Genomic DNA, 14,330 nt, shown 5'->3' with positions numbered 1-14,330 from the left:
CTCGGGTCCACGGGGGTTCGGCGACGACATGTTCGTGACTACCTCGCCAGCGTCGGGCCGGCCTCGAGCGTGCGCTCGTACTCGCGCTGCGCTTCGGCGTTGAGCTCGGTCTTGCGTGCCCCGCTGCGGGCGACCCATGCGCCGAACCAGATGGTCAGCTCACGGGCGAAGACGAATGCCGCGATGGCGAGCGGGTGGAAGAGCTGCGCTCCGATGAGCTCGCTGCCCTCCCGAGCGGTGAGCAGCCAGAACGGCGCCTCGAAGAGCGCCCCGAGGATGTGCCCGCCGTAGGCGATGAGACCGACGATGATGCCGAAGACCACCCAGAGTCCCCAGCGTCCGCGGTTGATGAAGGCGCCGAGCAGCCAGAAGCCGAGGAAGAACCCGACGACCGGAACCCAGTAGCCCCAGGTCATCAGCGGAGCGAGAGCGGCTTCGCCGATGTTCTCGCCGGTGATGTCACCCGCGACGGCACGGAGGCCGAGCGTCGCGCCCAGGTAGAGGATCGCGAAGGCGATGGTCGCGAGCAGGCCGATCGCGCCCGCGGTGCCGCGGTTGCCTCGTTCACGGGGCGGTTCGGGAGCCTGGACGAAGATCGGCTGCTGCTGGATCGGAACGACGACCGGCTCGGCGGCTGCCGGCTCCGACGGGACGATCCGGGTCTCCGTCTGGTCGGCCGACGAGTACGCGGCTCCGGCCAGGGCGGACTGCTCGTGCGCGGCCGGCGGCGTGTACGCAGCCGTCGCGTCGGCGTCCGTGTTCCAGGACTTCGTCGCGTCGGCATCCGTGTTCCACGACTTCGTCGTGTCGTCTGCGTCGTCGAGGTACTTCGGGTCGTTGAGCTCCGGCGTCGCGAAGGTGCCGGGGTGTTCGTTCTCGGCAGCCTCGAATGCGGCGACATCGGGGTCGACCGCGGGCTGGGTCGGAGCGGGAGCCGACGTCTCGTGCGTGGGGTCCGCGGGCGTGCCGTGCACGCCTGCACTCGCTGCGGCGGCATCGTCGAGTCCAGCGTTCGCGCTGTCGACGACGTCGTTGACGTCTTTCGGCCGCTCGGGCTGTGGAACCTCGGGGTCACTCATGGGTGCGCCTCTCATCGGATGTGTGCTCTGCGAGATTACCGCCGCGCGCCCGCGCCCCGACGGAGGCGTGCCGACGTGTCGCTGAGCCCGTGATCACGCATCTCGTCCTCGGGACGAGATGCGGCGGCACCGTCAGCGAACGGTGGCGCGGAGGGCGTCGCCGATGAACGAGGCGACGACCGGCACGATCGGCATCGAGAACCAGATCAGGGCGCCCACCACGCCGATGCACAGCACTGCGGCGATCCAGCTGATCACCGCGTTTCGCCCCGCGACACGCGTCATGCCATCACGCTACGACCGCCGGCGCCGCGCCGGCGGTCGCAACGCCGCGAACGATGCGACCACGACCGCAGGTCAGCCCTTCGTCGCGCCGGCCGTCAGCCCGCCGACGATGTATCGCTGAAGGAATAGGAAGAGGATCATCACCGGGATCGCCGCCATCACCGCGCCGGCCGAGAACGCCGACCAGTCGGCGTAGCGCGGGTTCGCGACGAGCTTCGTCAGGCCGACGACCAGGGTCTGCTGGTCGACGTCGACGAGCATGACACTCGCGATCACGTACTCGTTGACCGTGCCGATGAACGACAGCAGCGCGACCACCGCGAGGATCGGGGCGACCAGCGGCAGGATCATCGTGAAGAAGATGCGGGCGTGACCGGCGCCGTCGATGCGGGCGGCCTCGTCGAGCTCCATCGGGAGGGTGTTGAAGAAGCCGTACATCAGGTAGGTGTTCACGCCGAGCGCGCCACCGAGGTAGACGAGGATCAGGCCGGTGTGCGTGTTCAGGCCGATCGCGGGGAACCAGTCCCCGAGCGTCGACATCAGCAGGAAGATCGCCACCACGGCCAGGAGCTGCGGGAACATCTGCACGACGACGATCGTGACGAGGCCGATGCGACGACCGGCGAAGCGCATGCGCGAGAAGGCATATGCCGCGAGAGCCCCGATGAAGACGGTCACGGCGCCGGTCACCACCGCGATGACCAGCGTGTTCAGGAACCACAGGCCGTAGGGGTTCTGCGGATCGCTGAGGATGCGCACGTAGCTGTCGAAGCCGAACGCGGAGAAGAGCTGGTTCGAGCCGGTCAGCGTGCCCTTCGGATTGAGAGACGCCGAGACGACGTACAGCAGCGGGAAGAGCGCGAAGGCGCTCACGACGATGGCGACCACATGGCGCCATCCGGTGTCTGCGAACCACGCGCCGAAGCTGCGGCGACGGGGCGCGAGGTTCTGCGCGACGGCGACGGGGCGGGCGGTGCCGGTGTCCGTGGTGCTCATGTCAGTTCAGCTCCTCGAGGGCCTTGGTCTTGCGGAAGCTGATGATCGAGATCGTCGCGACCACGATGAAGATCAGGATCGTGAACGCGGAGGCGAGGCCGTAGTCGCGGGACTGACCCGTGAACGCCACCTTGTAGACCATCGAGATCAGGATGTCGGTGTGCCCGACCGGGATGCTGACGTCCTCGAACCGCGGCCCGCCCTTGGTCAGCATGTAGATCAGGTTGAAGTTGTTGAAGTTGAACGCGAAGGACGAGATCAGCAGCGGCGCGACCGTCACGAGCAGCAGCGGCAGCTTGATGCGGCGGAAGACCTGCCACGGGTTCGCGCCGTCCATCACGGCCGCCTCGTTGACGTCCTCGGGAATGCCCTGCAGGGCGCCCATGCAGACGAGGAACATGTAGGGGAAGCCCAGCCAGAGGTTGACCAGCAGCACCGACACCTTCGCGAGGTTCGGGTCGGTGAGCCACGGGATGTCCGCTCCCCCGAAGATCACCTGGTTGATGAATCCGAAGCTCTCGTTCATCATGCCCGCCCAGACGAGGGCCGACAGGAACGCCGGGAACGCATACGGGAGGATCAGGATGATCCGATAGCCGTTGCGGAACCGCATCCGCGTGTTGTTGAAGACCAGTGCGAGCAGCAGTCCGAGGAAGAACGTGGTCGCGACCGAGAGCAGTGCGAACACGAAGGTCCAGATCGTCACCGAGATGAGCGGACCGCGGATGTTCTCGTCGCTCACCGCGCGCACGAAGTTGTCGAAGCCGACGGTGGTCTGCCAGCCGGGCAGCAGCTCGGCGCCGTCCTCGGCGATGAACGACCCCTGACCGGTGTCGGAGTACACCGCGCCGGTCGTCGTGTCGGTGATGGTGTCGGCGCCTGCGTCGTACTCGAGCGTCGAGACGTACAGGTACCCCTTCTGTCCGTCGGGGGCGCGCAGGCTGCCGTCGTTGGGGTCGTCGCTGAAGGGAACCGAGAGCTGCTCGAGCTCTTCCGACAGGGTGAACACCTTCGCGAGCGGGAGCGTGGTCCAGCCGTCGACGGCCACGGCCTGATCGCCCTCGAACTCGGCGTCGACCTCCTGCAGGGGCTGCTCAGCGGTGCCGAGCAGCGCGTCACCGGACTCGGGGTCGGTCACGAGCAGACCGTAGGTGCCGAACTGCTCGACGACCGTGACCGGATAGGTGGCGGAATCCTCGACACGCTCCTGGGCGGAGGCGAGGAGCGACGAGATCGCCTGGTCCTTCGTGCCGTTGTGCCCGGTGCCGTAGTTCGTGAAGCCGATGTACCCCGTGTACAGCAGTGTGAAGACCTGGAAGATGATCAGGAAGATGATGCCGGGGGTCAGATACTTCGCGGGAATTCGCTTGCGCGAGAAGTAGATGTAGTTGACGAGCACCGTGACGGCCACGACCAGGCCGAGCACCAGCCACTCCTGCTGGCCGAAGAGGACGAACGCCGCGTACAGCGCGATGGCGTCGACGATGGCGAGCAGCAGGATCTTCAGCAGCATCCAGCCGATGGGCCCGGACGCGGCCTCGGCGATCTTCGCCGCCTGGCGCTGGCGCTTGTTCAGTGGAGCCGTGGGCTCAGCGAGTTCTGTCATCTCGTCCCCGTCGTCGAGCTGCCGGGGCGGACGAGGTCCGCCCCGGCAGGGATGGTGCTGGGTGTCGTTACTTGATTGCTGCGGTCACGTCGTCGACGAGCTTCTGCCACGTCGTCGTCGGGTCGGAGCCGTTGATGATGGCAGCCTCTGCGACGCCCCAGAACTCCCACACGGAGCCCATGGCGGGGATGGCCGGCATCGGCACCGCGTCCTCACCGACGGCCTGGAAGCCGGCGATGATCGGGTCGGATGCTGCGGAGTCGGCTGCGGCCGTCAGCGCGGGCAGGACGTTTCCTGCCTTGAACAGCTCGAGCTGCACCTCTTCGGTGCCGATGTAGTTCACGAGGAAGTCGTTCGCGGCGACCTTGTTCTTCGACTCGGAGCTCACGAAGAAGCCCTTGACGCCGGCGAACGGCGAGGCGGTCTCGCCCGTGGGGCTCGGGATCGGGTCGATCGCGACGTTGATGCCGGCGTCGGTCGCGGCGCCGACGTTCCACGGGCCGGTCAGCCAGAAGGCCGCGGTGCCGTCGAGGAACTGCTGCTTGGCGATCTCGCCGTCGATGTCGGTGTTCAAGGTGCCCGCTGCGCCCTGAGCGGCGAGCCAGTCGGCGAAGGCGAAGCCGCCCTCGCTGCCGAGCTGGAGGTCGCTCGAGTCGTAGCTCCCCGAGTCGTCGGTGCCGAAGACCGGGGCGCCGAATGCCGTCTGGAACGGGTACAGGTGGTACGGGTTGCCCTCGGTGCCCTGCTCGACCACGAAGGTGCCCTTCGAGACCATGTCGTCGAAGCTCGTCGCGGCGGCGGGGACCATGTCGGCGTTGCGCAGCACGGCGATGTTCTCGACCGCGTAGGGAAGCATGTAGACGGTGCCGTCGTAGGTCGCAGCCTGAAGTGCGACGGGCAGGTAGTCGGCCGACGAGTCGCCGAGCTCGAGCGGAGCGACGACACCGTTCGTGGACAGCTCGCCGAGCCAGTCGTGCGCTCCCATGACGACGTCGGGGCCCTTGCCGGTCGGCACCTGCTGGATGAAGTCGTCCTTCATGTCGTCGACGGACTTGCCCACGAGTTCGACCTTGACCCCGGTCTTCTCCTCGTAGGAGTCGGCGGCGCTCTGCAGCGCGTCGACACGCTCGGCGTCGACCCAGACGGTCAGCGATCCGCCGCTCTCGCCCTCGGCCGAGTCGCCGCCATCGGTCGCGGTCGAGCAACCGGCAAGCGTAAGAGTCGAAACGATCGCGATGACGCCGGCGGCGACGATGCCCCTCTTGTTCACCTTCATTGGTGTGTGCCTCTCTGAAGTGCTGTGGCCTGCAGGACTGCAAGCGCTTACAGTATGCATCGAGATCGGCAGGAATCGCAATGCAAGAAGCCTTCGATATCAAGCTGTAACCGCGGAATGTCGGCTGAGGTGTGATGGAAGCGCTTCCAAGCAAGCATGAAAACGACGGTGTCGATACACTTTGCTTATGGCTGACAGTTCCTTTGACATCGTCTCGAAAGTGGATCACCAGGAGGCCGAGAACGCCCTGAACCAGGCGCGCAAGGAGATCGAGCAGCGCTACGACTTCAAGGGCACCGGCTCGTCCATCGCCTGGAGCGGCGAGCAGATCCTGATCATCGCCGGCACCGAAGAGCGTGCGAAGGCCGTTCTCGACGTCTTCCAGTCCAAGCTCATCAAGCGAGGCATCTCGCTCAAGAGCCTCGAGTCGGGCGACCCGTTCGCGAGCGGCAAGGAGTTCCGCATCGTCTCGACCCTCAAGGACGGCATCTCGTCGGAGAACGCGAAGAAGATCAACAAGATCATCCGCGACGAGGGCCCCAAGGGTGTGAAGAGCCAGATCCAGGGCGACGAGCTGCGCGTGCAGTCCAAGAGCCGTGACGACCTGCAGTCCGTGATCTCCCTGCTCAAGGGCTCGGACCTCGATCTCGACCTGCAGTTCATCAACTACCGCTGACCTCGCAGATCTCAGGGGACGGATGCCGAGGCATCCGTCCCCCTTCTCTATGCCCGCCGATCGCATTCCGATATATGGGCCGAAGTGCCCGAGACTGGATGCAGTCGCGTCCCGAATGCGACAGACGATGCGGCGATGCATGACGCGCTGCCGAACCACGGCTCCGCGCTTCGCGGATCGCGGTTCCCGCCTTGTGGGGACTGGGCGCAGTACAGCTCCGTGCACGCCATCGTCTGTGGCCGGCGGGTGTCCCAAACACCCGTCGGCCACAGAAATCACCCGTACTTGATCCCGCGACGACGCACCGAGCGCGAGCCCCGACATGCTCGTCCGAAAACTCGTCTGTGGATTATTGGCATCGCGATCCACTTCGTGATGTAGTGGCCGTCCGGGCACATCATGGGGAGCCCGGATCTGGAAAGCAACTGGGGGCAGTCCATGAACACCAACAGCTCGATGACGAGTGTCAGAGAAAGCAAGCAGCTCTTAGCAGAGGAGGTTTTTCAGCACATCGGCGCGCAGATCGTGGACGGTGTGCTGGAGCCGGGGTATCGCATCCGCGATGTCGATGTCGCCGAAGAGCTGCATGTGTCGCGGACTCCGGTGCGAGAGGCGTTACAGCGCCTCGAGCGTCTCGGGCTCGTGACGATGTACCCGAGCAGATACACCGAGGTCACGGCGGTCACACCCGAGACCGTCGAGCAGACGCTAGAGTTCGCGGGGTATCAGGCGGGGATTGCGGCTCGAATGGGCGTCGCGCGGATGAGCCAGGAAGAACGCGAGAGCCTCGCCGAACTCGTCGAGCAGATGTACACGGCGCTCGATGACGACGTGCACATCTCCAACACGAGGTGGGCGGTGTTCTCGTTTCTGAGCACGCGCAGCCGGAACGCACAGCATCAGGTGCTGATCAACGATGCGAGCATGGCGCTGTTCCGCAACCTCCGCGGCTGGAGCGTTCCCGAGAACGACCGGGAGCGCATGCTCCAGGTCTATCGGGACTTCCACGACGCGGTGCTGCGCGGCGATGCCGATGACGCAGAGCGTCAGGCCCGACTGATGCACTACGTCTGACCGCTGCGTCTGATCGCTGTCAGCGCGCGGCCGTCCAGCCTCTGACCCACCGGTCGAGGCGACGATACGCTTCCTCTCTCGCCTCATGGCGAGAGAGGAAGACGTCGTGCAGGGCACCGTCGATGCGCTCGACGGTGACAGACGGACCGAGCTTCAGCGCCGCCCGCGCGATGTCGTCGACCACCAAGACCGAGTCTGCTCGGGTGAGGTCCTCGGACCATCGTGTGGGCGTCGCCGAGCGTGCGGAGAGCAGCACGCACACGGCTGCGTCGATCGTCAGTCCTGCCGCGACCTTGGCGTGTCCGGAGAGGATCGCGTGGAACCATCCCGCGTGCACGGCCATCGTCTGCGCGGGTCGCCACATGAGGTTCACCTCGACAGGATCCTCGGGGTCGGCGACCTCCTGCTGCGCCCGGGTGTAGAACCCGAGATCGACCTGCGGGGCGACCTCGCGGGGAGCCCACCGCGCCTGGAGCTCGGCGACGGGGGCGATCAGCGGGCGGGCCGATGCGACCTGGAACTCGAGCCACGGACTGTTCAGGATCACGGCATCCGCTGTCTCGGGGTGCCGCGATGCCCACAGGCTCAGCGTGAGCCCGCCCGTGGAATGTCCGAGAAGCACCAGGCGGCGCGTGGATGCGGTCGTCTCGGGGCTGCGGCCCATCGCGTGCAGCGCCGCGGCGATGTCGTCGTCGTACGCGCCGAGGTCGGTGATGTACCCGGGCGTCTGGCCATCGCGCAGACTGCGTCCGTACTTGCGCAGGTCAAGGGCGAAGAAGCGCGCACCTCGCGCGGTCCAGAAGCGAGCGAGTCTCTTCTGGAAGAAGTAGTCCGACCAGCCGTGCACGTAGAGCACGTCGACGTCCTCGAGCGGAAGACGATGCCCCCGCATGCGATTCCACCACGGCTGCTCCCGCGGCAGGGCTCGCACGAGAGTGGCGACCAACGGCCCCTCGTCGTCCTCACCGAGTTCGAGCGTGAGCTGCTCGAACTCGTCGCCGAGAACGTCCGGTATCCACTCAGGCATGCCGCCAGGCTAGCCGACGGCGTGCGGGCTACTCGGGAGCGGTGTGTCCGACCGTGAAGTTGCGCACGATTTTCTCTGCCAGAGGAGCCGGGTCGGCGGCACCGGATCCGTTGTCGTAGGTCATCAGGCGGATCCAGTCGAGGCCGACGCGCACGTCGAGGATCTTCTCGCCGTACTGGCCCTCACTGGCCTTGGCGGCATCGGCGCCCTCAACCTCGACAGGGTCGCCATCGAGCTTCTCGAACGCCCATGCTCCTGCGGGAAGCGTCGTGAGCATCAGATAGCTCGATCCCTCGTACTCGCTTCCGGCCGACTTGAAATAGCAGATGCGGGAGCCGTTGACGACCTCGTACACCTCAGCAGGGATCCCCCAGCCGCCGAAGTCCGTGAAGAGAGCCGCGTCCGAGACTCCGAATGCGGCGTCCACCTGCTCCGGCGTCACGAAGCGCTCGCACGGAGCACCGACGAGGTCGCTGTCGACGTACTCGACCTCGCGCGTGCTCGACGCCGCCGACGCCGCGATCCCCCGCAGCGCCTCTTCGATCGGGGAGGTGTCGTCCGCGCCGAGATCGGGGTCGACGACGGTGGCCGACAGCAGCACGTCTCCGTCTGGCAGCTCGAACCCGCAGCGTCCGTTCTCACAGCTCGCCGCTTCGCCCCAGAAACCCTGACGCTCGGTCGCGCCGGCGATCACCGCCTGCGCATCCGGGACGATCGTGACCTCCCATTTGCGCTCCGCGTCGCCTGCCGAGCAGGCGATTCCGCCGGCCCGCTGGAACATGTGCTGCGCCGGACCGGGAAGCCAGCTCATCGCCGACACTGTTGAGAGCACCGGCTCGACAGGTGTCGACGGCTCGCCCACGAGCTCCGCCATCGTCGCGGCGACGTCGTCGCACGTCACGTCGAACGCCGTCTCCGGCTCGACGATCGGCGCAGGTGTCGGCGTCGGCGTCTGAGACGGCGACTCAGACGGCGAAGCCGAGGGCTTCGGCTCGGCGGTCGGCTCGGCAGTGCACCCTGAGACGAGCAGCAGGGCAGCAGTGCCGAAGACGATCAGAGAGCGCAGTCGCATGCACTCAGCCTAAGGATGCCGGCTCTCCGACACGCGAGGTGCCGACAACGATCCGGTGTCGGTCACTCTCCGCGAGAGACGCGCACCATCTCGTCACGCGGCACGACCTTGACGCGGGCACGCTCCTGCGGCGCGCCGAGGGCGACCTCGTGCTCGTCGAGTCGATGCCAGCCCTCGAGGTCGGTCCACTTGACGCCGCGTTCCTGCAGCAGCGCGGGGATCGCCTCTTCTGAAGGATCCTCCGGGTGCCACCACGACCCCTGGTCGTTGATGATGTGCCGCACGGTCTCCATGGCATCCGACTTCGTGTGGCCGATGAGCCCGACCGGTCCGCGCTTGATCCAGCCGGTGGCGTAGATGCCGGTCATCTGCTGGTTCGAGTCCTTGGCGAGCACCTGGCCCTCGCGGTTGGGGATCACGCCGTGCTTCTTGTCGAAGGGCACGCCGGGGAGCGGTGAGCCGAAGTATCCGATCGCGCGGTAGAGCGCCTGCAGCGGCACTTCGCGCATCTCACCCGTGCCCACTGCGCCGCCCTGTCCGTCGGGCTTCGTGCGCTCGTAGACGAGGGCCGCCACGCGGCCGGCTTCGTCCTTGCGGACCTCGACCGGGCGGGCCCAGAAGTGCAGGTGCAGGCGACGGGATGCCGTTCCCCCTGCGTTGTTCGCATCGCCTCTGGTGTCATTGACCGACGGGCGCTTGCGCCACGACTGCAGGATGCGGTCGATGACCATGACCTGCTTGTTGCTGGCCACGGCGTCCTTCGACGCCTCGTCGTAGTCGAAGTCCTCGTCGTACACGACCATGTCGACATCGCGCAGCTCGCCGAGCTCGCGCAGCTCGAGCGGGGTGAACTTGACCTGCGCGGGGCCACGGCGACCGAACACGTGCACGTCGGTGACCGCACTCGCCTTCAGCCCCTCGTAGACGTTCTCGGGGACCTCGGTGACGAGCAGGTCTTCCGCGTGCTTCGCCAGCATGCGGGCGACGTCGAGAGCGACGTTGCCGTTGCCCAGCACGCCGACCGAAGCGGCATCCAGCGGCCATTCGCGCGGCACGTCGGGGTGTCCGTCGAACCAGCTCACGTAGTCGGCTGCCCCGTAGGCGCCGACCGCATCGATGCCGGGGATGTCGAGGGCGGTGTCTCGGATCGCGCCCGTGGCGAAGATCACCGCGTTGTAGTGGTTTTTCAGATCATCGAGCGTGATGTCCTCGCCGAAGCGCACGTTGCCGAACAGACGGATGTCGCCGCGGTCGAGCACATCGCGGAGCGCGTTGATGATGCCCTTGATGCGGGGGTGGTCGGGGGCCACTCCGTAGCGGACCAGGCCGTAGGGTGCCGGAAGCTGCTCGAAGAGATCGATGGAGACGTCGAACTTGCGCTCGGCCTTCAGCAGGATGTCGGCGGCATAGATGCCGGCGGGGCCCGCTCCGACGATGGCCAGTCTGAGCTTGGTCATAAGGGGTCCTTTCGTATGCCGTCACGCCCGACGCACGCGGCCGATGGCCGCGACGCGGTCAGCTGGAGCGTTCGACGAGGGTCTCTGCGAAACGGGTGAGCGCATCGCGCACGGTGCCGCGCGGAAGCGCGGTGAGCGCATCGATCGCATCCCGGGTCCAGGAATGCGCGAGCGCGAGGGTCTTCTGAGTGCCGACGTGGTCTCGGAGCTCGGTGAGCGGGCCGTCGAGGATCCCGGGGTCCTCGCCCTCGGCGATGCGGGTGACCCCGTCGTCGATACGGGCGGCGAGGTCGATCGACGCGTCGTCGGTCTCGGCCTTCAGCAGCAGGTACGGCATCGTCGGAACGCCGGCGCGCAGGTCGGTTCCCGGCACCTTGCCCGTGTCCTCGGGCTTGGCCGACAGGTCGATCACGTCGTCGAGCAGCTGGAAGGCGACACCGATCTTCTCGCCGTACACCCGCAGCGGCTCTTCGTATTCAGAGGGCGCGTTCGAGAAGATCACGCCGCCCTGCGTCGCCGCGGCGATCAGGGAACCGGTCTTGTCGGCGAGCACTTGGAGGTAGAACTCGATGGGGTCGTCTCCGGGCTGCGCACCGAGAGTCTCGTGCATCTGGCCGAGGACCAGACGCTCGAAGGTGTCGGCCTGCAGGCGGATGGCGCGCTCGCCCAGACGCGACATCAGCTGGCTCGCGCGGGAGAAGAGGATGTCGCCGGTGAGGATCGCGATGTTGTTTCCCCACACCGCGTGCGCGGCGGGGACGCCACGACGGCGGTCGGCGCCGTCCATGACATCGTCGTGGTACAGCGATCCGAGGTGCGTGATCTCCAGCGCCTTCGCGACGTCGATCACCTGCTCGGTGTTGCCGTCGCCCAGCTGGGCCGCCAGCAGGGTGAGCACAGGGCGGATGCGCTTGCCCCCCGCCTCGTAGAGGTAGCGGCTCGCGGCGTCGGCCAGCGGGTCGGCGACGCGCACATCGTCGGCGAGACCGGTCTCGACACGCTCGAGACCGTCTTCGATCGCCTGAGCGATGCGTCGACCTGCAGTGCCGATGAAGACACGGTCGCTGAAACCGAGACGGCTCGCCAGTCGCGAACCCGGGGCTACGCGGCTCGAAGTCACGGTCTCAGCCTACCGTCGTCAGCCGTGCGGGTTCGCGCGTCGTACTCACGCGGCCTTGAACGCCCGGTGCAGCGCGACGATCCCGAACGAGAGGTTGCGGTACTCGACCTCGGTCCACCCGGCCTCGCGAATCCATGCAGCGAGCTTCTTCTGATCCGGCCAGTCGCGGATCGACTCGTTCAGGTAGTCGTACGCGTCGCCGTTCGTGCCGGCGATACGGGCCACCCGAGGCAGCACCTGCGAGTTGTAGAAGCGGTACCCGGCACGGAACAGGGTGCCGGGCGGAGTCGAGAACTCGTTGATCACGAGGCGACCGCCCGGCTTCGTCACCCGCAGCAGTTCGCGGAGAGCCTTCTTCGGATCGTTGACGTTGCGGAGGGCATACGACATGGTGACGGCGTCGAACTCGCCGTCCTCGAAGGGCAGATCGGTGGCATCCGCCTGCACGAACGAGAGATTGCGGATGCTGCCGTGGCGCCGCTTGCCCTCGGCGAGCATGCCGGGCGAGAAGTCGGCGGCGACGACCTGCGCTCCGCTGCGGGCAAGGGATGCCGACGACGATGCGGTGCCCGCACCGAGGTCGAGGATCTTCTCCCCCGGCTTCGGGGCGACTGCCCTGGTCGTGGCTGCGCGCCAGAGGGCGTCGTTGCCGACCGTCATCGCCGTGTTCGTGCGGTCGTAGCCCGCGGCGACCTGGTCGAACATGCCGCTGACGCGGGCCGGGTCCTTGCCGAGATCGGCGCGGTTTGCTTCGTTCGAGGTCACGTGCCCAGTCTAGGCGCGAGGTGCAGGGCATCGAGGCGATCGAGCCAGAGATCCGGAGTCGCATCGTCGAACGGAGCGGTCTGATCGCGCACGCGCTGCTCGAGGTCGAGCGCGAGTGCCTCGAGCCGGGTGATGATCTCGGCGGGATATCCGTACTGCACGATGTGCTCGGCCCACTCGTCGCGGTCGTCGACCCAGATGCCCCGCGGCCCATCGACCCGCACGACGTCGAGGTCCATGTCGATGCCGACCGCGAGCAGCGGGTCGTCCGACCAGCGCACATCCCATCCGATGTCGATGTAGACGCGCATGCCCTTCGGATGATCGCGATTCACGGTCAGGGCGAAGTCGGGCTGTCGCGGCACCAGCGTCACGTTGGGGGTCTCTGCGATGTAGGCCGCACCCGGTCGAGCGCTGGGCCAGCCGGCCGGCTGGCCGATCCAGTCGCCCCACTCGTCTGCACCGAGATACACGCACTCGTGCCGCCAATGCGGCGAGCCGTCCCATTTGCGCCACTGGAAGATCATCTCGGTGCCGGGTTCGGGGCGGGCGTCGCTCATGCACTCAGCGTAAGCGGGGTCACTCACATCCCGGTCGACGAGCGACGAACTAGGCTGGAGGGGTGAGCAGCAGGCTGGTCGTGGAGACCCGAGAGATCGATCCGGTCGAGGATCTCCTGGCCTACGCCGACCCGTCGCGGCCCCTCGCCTGGCTGCGCCGCGGTGACGGCATCGTCGCCGTGGGAGACGGCGTGGTCGAGACGATCCGCATTCCCGCAGGCGCTGCGTCCATGCGCTCGGCCGCCATCGCCGCCGCCTGGCGAGACCTGGCGGAGGATGCCGAGATCGACGATGACCTCCGGCTTCCCGGCTCGGGGCTCGTCGCGTTCGGTGCGCTGACCTTCGACGAGGACTCCGCCGCCGACAGCGTTCTCGTCGTGCCTGCGCTCGTGATCGGCCGGCACCATGGGCGCACGTGGCTCACCCGCATCCGCTCGACGTCGCACTCCGCGGCCGAACCGCAGCCTGATGCGTCGACGATCGGCTACGGCCCCCATTGGGCCGGCACCGTTGGGCCGGGGGCGCAGAGCCCGCAGGGCTATCAGGACTCCGTCCGCCAGGCGCTTGACCGCATCGCCGGTGGCGCCCTCAGCAAGGTCGTGCTCGCTCGCGACCTCACCGGCAGCATCCCCGCCGGATCCGACCTGCGCCGCCTCGTCCGCGCGCTGTCGACCGGATACCCCGACACCTGGGCCTTCGCGGTCGACGGGCTGATCGGCGCGAGCCCCGAGACGCTCGTCACCGTGCAGCAGCGCACCGTCACCGCCCGTGTGCTGGCCGGAACCATCGGCCGAGGGGCCGATGCGGACGCCGACACCACGGCATCCGCTCACCTGGCCTCGAGCACCAAGGATCTCGACGAGCACGAGTATGCGGTGCAGAGCGTGCTCGCCTCGCTGCGCCCGCACACGCGCGCGCTGGCCGCGAGCGAGCAGCCTTTCCTGCTCAAGCTGCCGAACCTCTTCCACCTGGCGACCGATGTCGAAGGCGAGCTGGCCGACGGCGGCTCGTCGCTCGATCTGGTCGGCGCCCTGCATCCGACGGCCGCTGTGGCAGGAACCCCCACATCCGCTGCGATCGCGGCGATCCGCGAACTCGAACCGTTCGACCGCGGTCGCTATGCCGGCCCGGTCGGGTGGGTCGACGGAGCCGGCAACGGCGAATGGGCCATCGCGCTGCGCTGCGCGCAGTTCACTCCCGCCGAGACCGACATCGCCGTCACCGCCTATGCGGGCGCGGGAATCGTCGCCGGCTCGGACCCCGAGTCGGAGCTGCTCGAGACCCGAGTCAAGTTCCGTCCGCTGGTCGACGCCCTCGCCTGAGCGACGTCGGTCGCC

General features: G+C 67.4%; 14 protein-coding genes. 3 read left to right on the top strand and 11 right to left on the bottom strand.

All coding sequences use genetic code 11. The annotated features are described in order from the left end of the window. Positions 1-38: 38 nt before the first annotated feature. From MRBLMI13_RS13780 to MRBLMI13_RS13760, 5 genes are all read right to left on the bottom strand, one after another. Complete coding sequence (locus MRBLMI13_RS13780; protein WP_042538699.1) at positions 39-1,079, bottom strand: hypothetical protein; 1,041 nt, start codon at positions 1,077-1,079, stop codon at positions 39-41. Positions 1,080-1,211: 132 nt separating this feature from the next. Then, complete coding sequence (locus tag MRBLMI13_RS13775) at positions 1,212-1,364, bottom strand: hypothetical protein (protein WP_367823733.1); 153 nt, start codon at positions 1,362-1,364, stop codon at positions 1,212-1,214. Positions 1,365-1,436: 72 nt separating this feature from the next. Further along, the gene (locus MRBLMI13_RS13770; RefSeq protein ID WP_079113413.1) at positions 1,437-2,360 is read right to left on the bottom strand and encodes a sugar ABC transporter permease; all 924 of its coding nucleotides are present in this window, start codon (positions 2,358-2,360) and stop codon (positions 1,437-1,439) included. Position 2,361: 1 nt separating this feature from the next. Then, the gene (locus tag MRBLMI13_RS13765) at positions 2,362-3,966 is read right to left on the bottom strand and encodes an ABC transporter permease subunit (RefSeq protein ID WP_367823736.1); all 1,605 of its coding nucleotides are present in this window, start codon (positions 3,964-3,966) and stop codon (positions 2,362-2,364) included. Positions 3,967-4,033: 67 nt separating this feature from the next. Further along, entirely contained in the window at positions 4,034-5,242 is a 1,209-nt protein-coding gene (locus MRBLMI13_RS13760; protein ID WP_367823738.1) for a sugar ABC transporter substrate-binding protein, read from the bottom strand. 187 nt (positions 5,243-5,429) lie between these two features. Between MRBLMI13_RS13760 and MRBLMI13_RS13755 the strand changes: the two genes are divergently transcribed. Next, complete coding sequence (locus MRBLMI13_RS13755; RefSeq protein WP_042538692.1) at positions 5,430-5,918, top strand: YajQ family cyclic di-GMP-binding protein; 489 nt, start codon at positions 5,430-5,432, stop codon at positions 5,916-5,918. A 438-nt stretch (positions 5,919-6,356) separates the two neighbouring features. Continuing rightward, on the top strand, positions 6,357-6,992 hold the full coding sequence (locus MRBLMI13_RS13750) for a GntR family transcriptional regulator (protein ID WP_228385561.1): 636 nt from the start codon (positions 6,357-6,359) through the stop codon (positions 6,990-6,992). A 19-nt stretch (positions 6,993-7,011) separates the two neighbouring features. Here MRBLMI13_RS13750 and MRBLMI13_RS13745 read toward each other — a convergent pair whose 3' ends face one another. The 6 genes from MRBLMI13_RS13745 to MRBLMI13_RS13720 all read right to left on the bottom strand — a co-directional run bounded on the left by MRBLMI13_RS13745 (position 7,012) and on the right by MRBLMI13_RS13720 (position 12,993). Further along, positions 7,012-8,019, bottom strand: coding sequence for an alpha/beta hydrolase (locus MRBLMI13_RS13745; protein WP_367823740.1), 1,008 nt, complete (start codon positions 8,017-8,019; stop codon positions 7,012-7,014). A gap of 28 nt (positions 8,020-8,047) precedes the next feature. After that, the gene (locus tag MRBLMI13_RS13740; RefSeq protein ID WP_367823742.1) at positions 8,048-9,091 is read right to left on the bottom strand and encodes a hypothetical protein; all 1,044 of its coding nucleotides are present in this window, start codon (positions 9,089-9,091) and stop codon (positions 8,048-8,050) included. 62 nt (positions 9,092-9,153) lie between these two features. Continuing rightward, positions 9,154-10,548, bottom strand: coding sequence for an FAD-dependent oxidoreductase (locus MRBLMI13_RS13735; protein WP_367823744.1), 1,395 nt, complete (start codon positions 10,546-10,548; stop codon positions 9,154-9,156). 58 nt (positions 10,549-10,606) lie between these two features. Continuing rightward, the gene (locus tag MRBLMI13_RS13730; RefSeq protein WP_042538684.1) at positions 10,607-11,668 is read right to left on the bottom strand and encodes a polyprenyl synthetase family protein; all 1,062 of its coding nucleotides are present in this window, start codon (positions 11,666-11,668) and stop codon (positions 10,607-10,609) included. A gap of 45 nt (positions 11,669-11,713) precedes the next feature. Continuing rightward, complete coding sequence (locus tag MRBLMI13_RS13725; protein ID WP_042538682.1) at positions 11,714-12,433, bottom strand: class I SAM-dependent methyltransferase; 720 nt, start codon at positions 12,431-12,433, stop codon at positions 11,714-11,716. Next, entirely contained in the window at positions 12,430-12,993 is a 564-nt protein-coding gene (locus MRBLMI13_RS13720; protein WP_042538680.1) for a hypothetical protein, read from the bottom strand. Before MRBLMI13_RS13720 ends, MRBLMI13_RS13725 begins: the two co-directional genes overlap by 4 nt. Before the next feature lie 62 nt (positions 12,994-13,055). Here MRBLMI13_RS13720 and MRBLMI13_RS13715 point away from each other — a divergent pair, with 62 nt between their 5' ends. Next, positions 13,056-14,315 carry an isochorismate synthase gene (locus MRBLMI13_RS13715; RefSeq protein WP_367823747.1) on the top strand — a complete coding sequence of 420 codons (1,260 nt, stop codon included), beginning with the start codon at positions 13,056-13,058 and terminating at the stop codon, positions 14,313-14,315. Positions 14,316-14,330 lie beyond the last annotated feature (15 nt).

The sequence above is a fragment of the Microbacterium sp. LMI13-1-1.1 genome (assembly GCF_040815625.1).
GTDB lineage: Bacteria > Actinomycetota > Actinomycetes > Actinomycetales > Microbacteriaceae > Microbacterium > Microbacterium forte.
The sequence above is the reverse complement of the archived record's forward strand: the minus strand, read 5'-3'. Positions and strand labels throughout refer to the sequence as shown.

Bases quoted from the DNA above. Each gene is read 5' to 3' on its own strand.
- MRBLMI13_RS13780 (WP_042538699.1), bottom strand. From the start codon at position 1,079: ATGAGTGACCCCGAGGTTCCACAGCCCGAGCGGCCGAAAGACGTCAAC.
- MRBLMI13_RS13775 (WP_367823733.1), bottom strand. From the start codon at position 1,364: ATGACGCGTGTCGCGGGGCGAAACGCGGTGATCAGCTGGATCGCCGCA.
- MRBLMI13_RS13770 (WP_079113413.1), bottom strand. From the start codon at position 2,360: ATGAGCACCACGGACACCGGCACCGCCCGCCCCGTCGCCGTCGCGCAG.
- MRBLMI13_RS13765 (WP_367823736.1), bottom strand. From the start codon at position 3,966: ATGACAGAACTCGCTGAGCCCACGGCTCCACTGAACAAGCGCCAGCGC.
- MRBLMI13_RS13760 (WP_367823738.1), bottom strand. From the start codon at position 5,242: ATGAAGGTGAACAAGAGGGGCATCGTCGCCGCCGGCGTCATCGCGATC.
- MRBLMI13_RS13755 (WP_042538692.1), top strand. From the start codon at position 5,430: ATGGCTGACAGTTCCTTTGACATCGTCTCGAAAGTGGATCACCAGGAG.
- MRBLMI13_RS13750 (WP_228385561.1), top strand. From the start codon at position 6,357: ATGAACACCAACAGCTCGATGACGAGTGTCAGAGAAAGCAAGCAGCTC.
- MRBLMI13_RS13745 (WP_367823740.1), bottom strand. From the start codon at position 8,019: ATGCCTGAGTGGATACCGGACGTTCTCGGCGACGAGTTCGAGCAGCTC.
- MRBLMI13_RS13740 (WP_367823742.1), bottom strand. From the start codon at position 9,091: ATGCGACTGCGCTCTCTGATCGTCTTCGGCACTGCTGCCCTGCTGCTC.
- MRBLMI13_RS13735 (WP_367823744.1), bottom strand. From the start codon at position 10,548: ATGACCAAGCTCAGACTGGCCATCGTCGGAGCGGGCCCCGCCGGCATC.
- MRBLMI13_RS13720 (WP_042538680.1), bottom strand. From the start codon at position 12,993: ATGAGCGACGCCCGCCCCGAACCCGGCACCGAGATGATCTTCCAGTGG.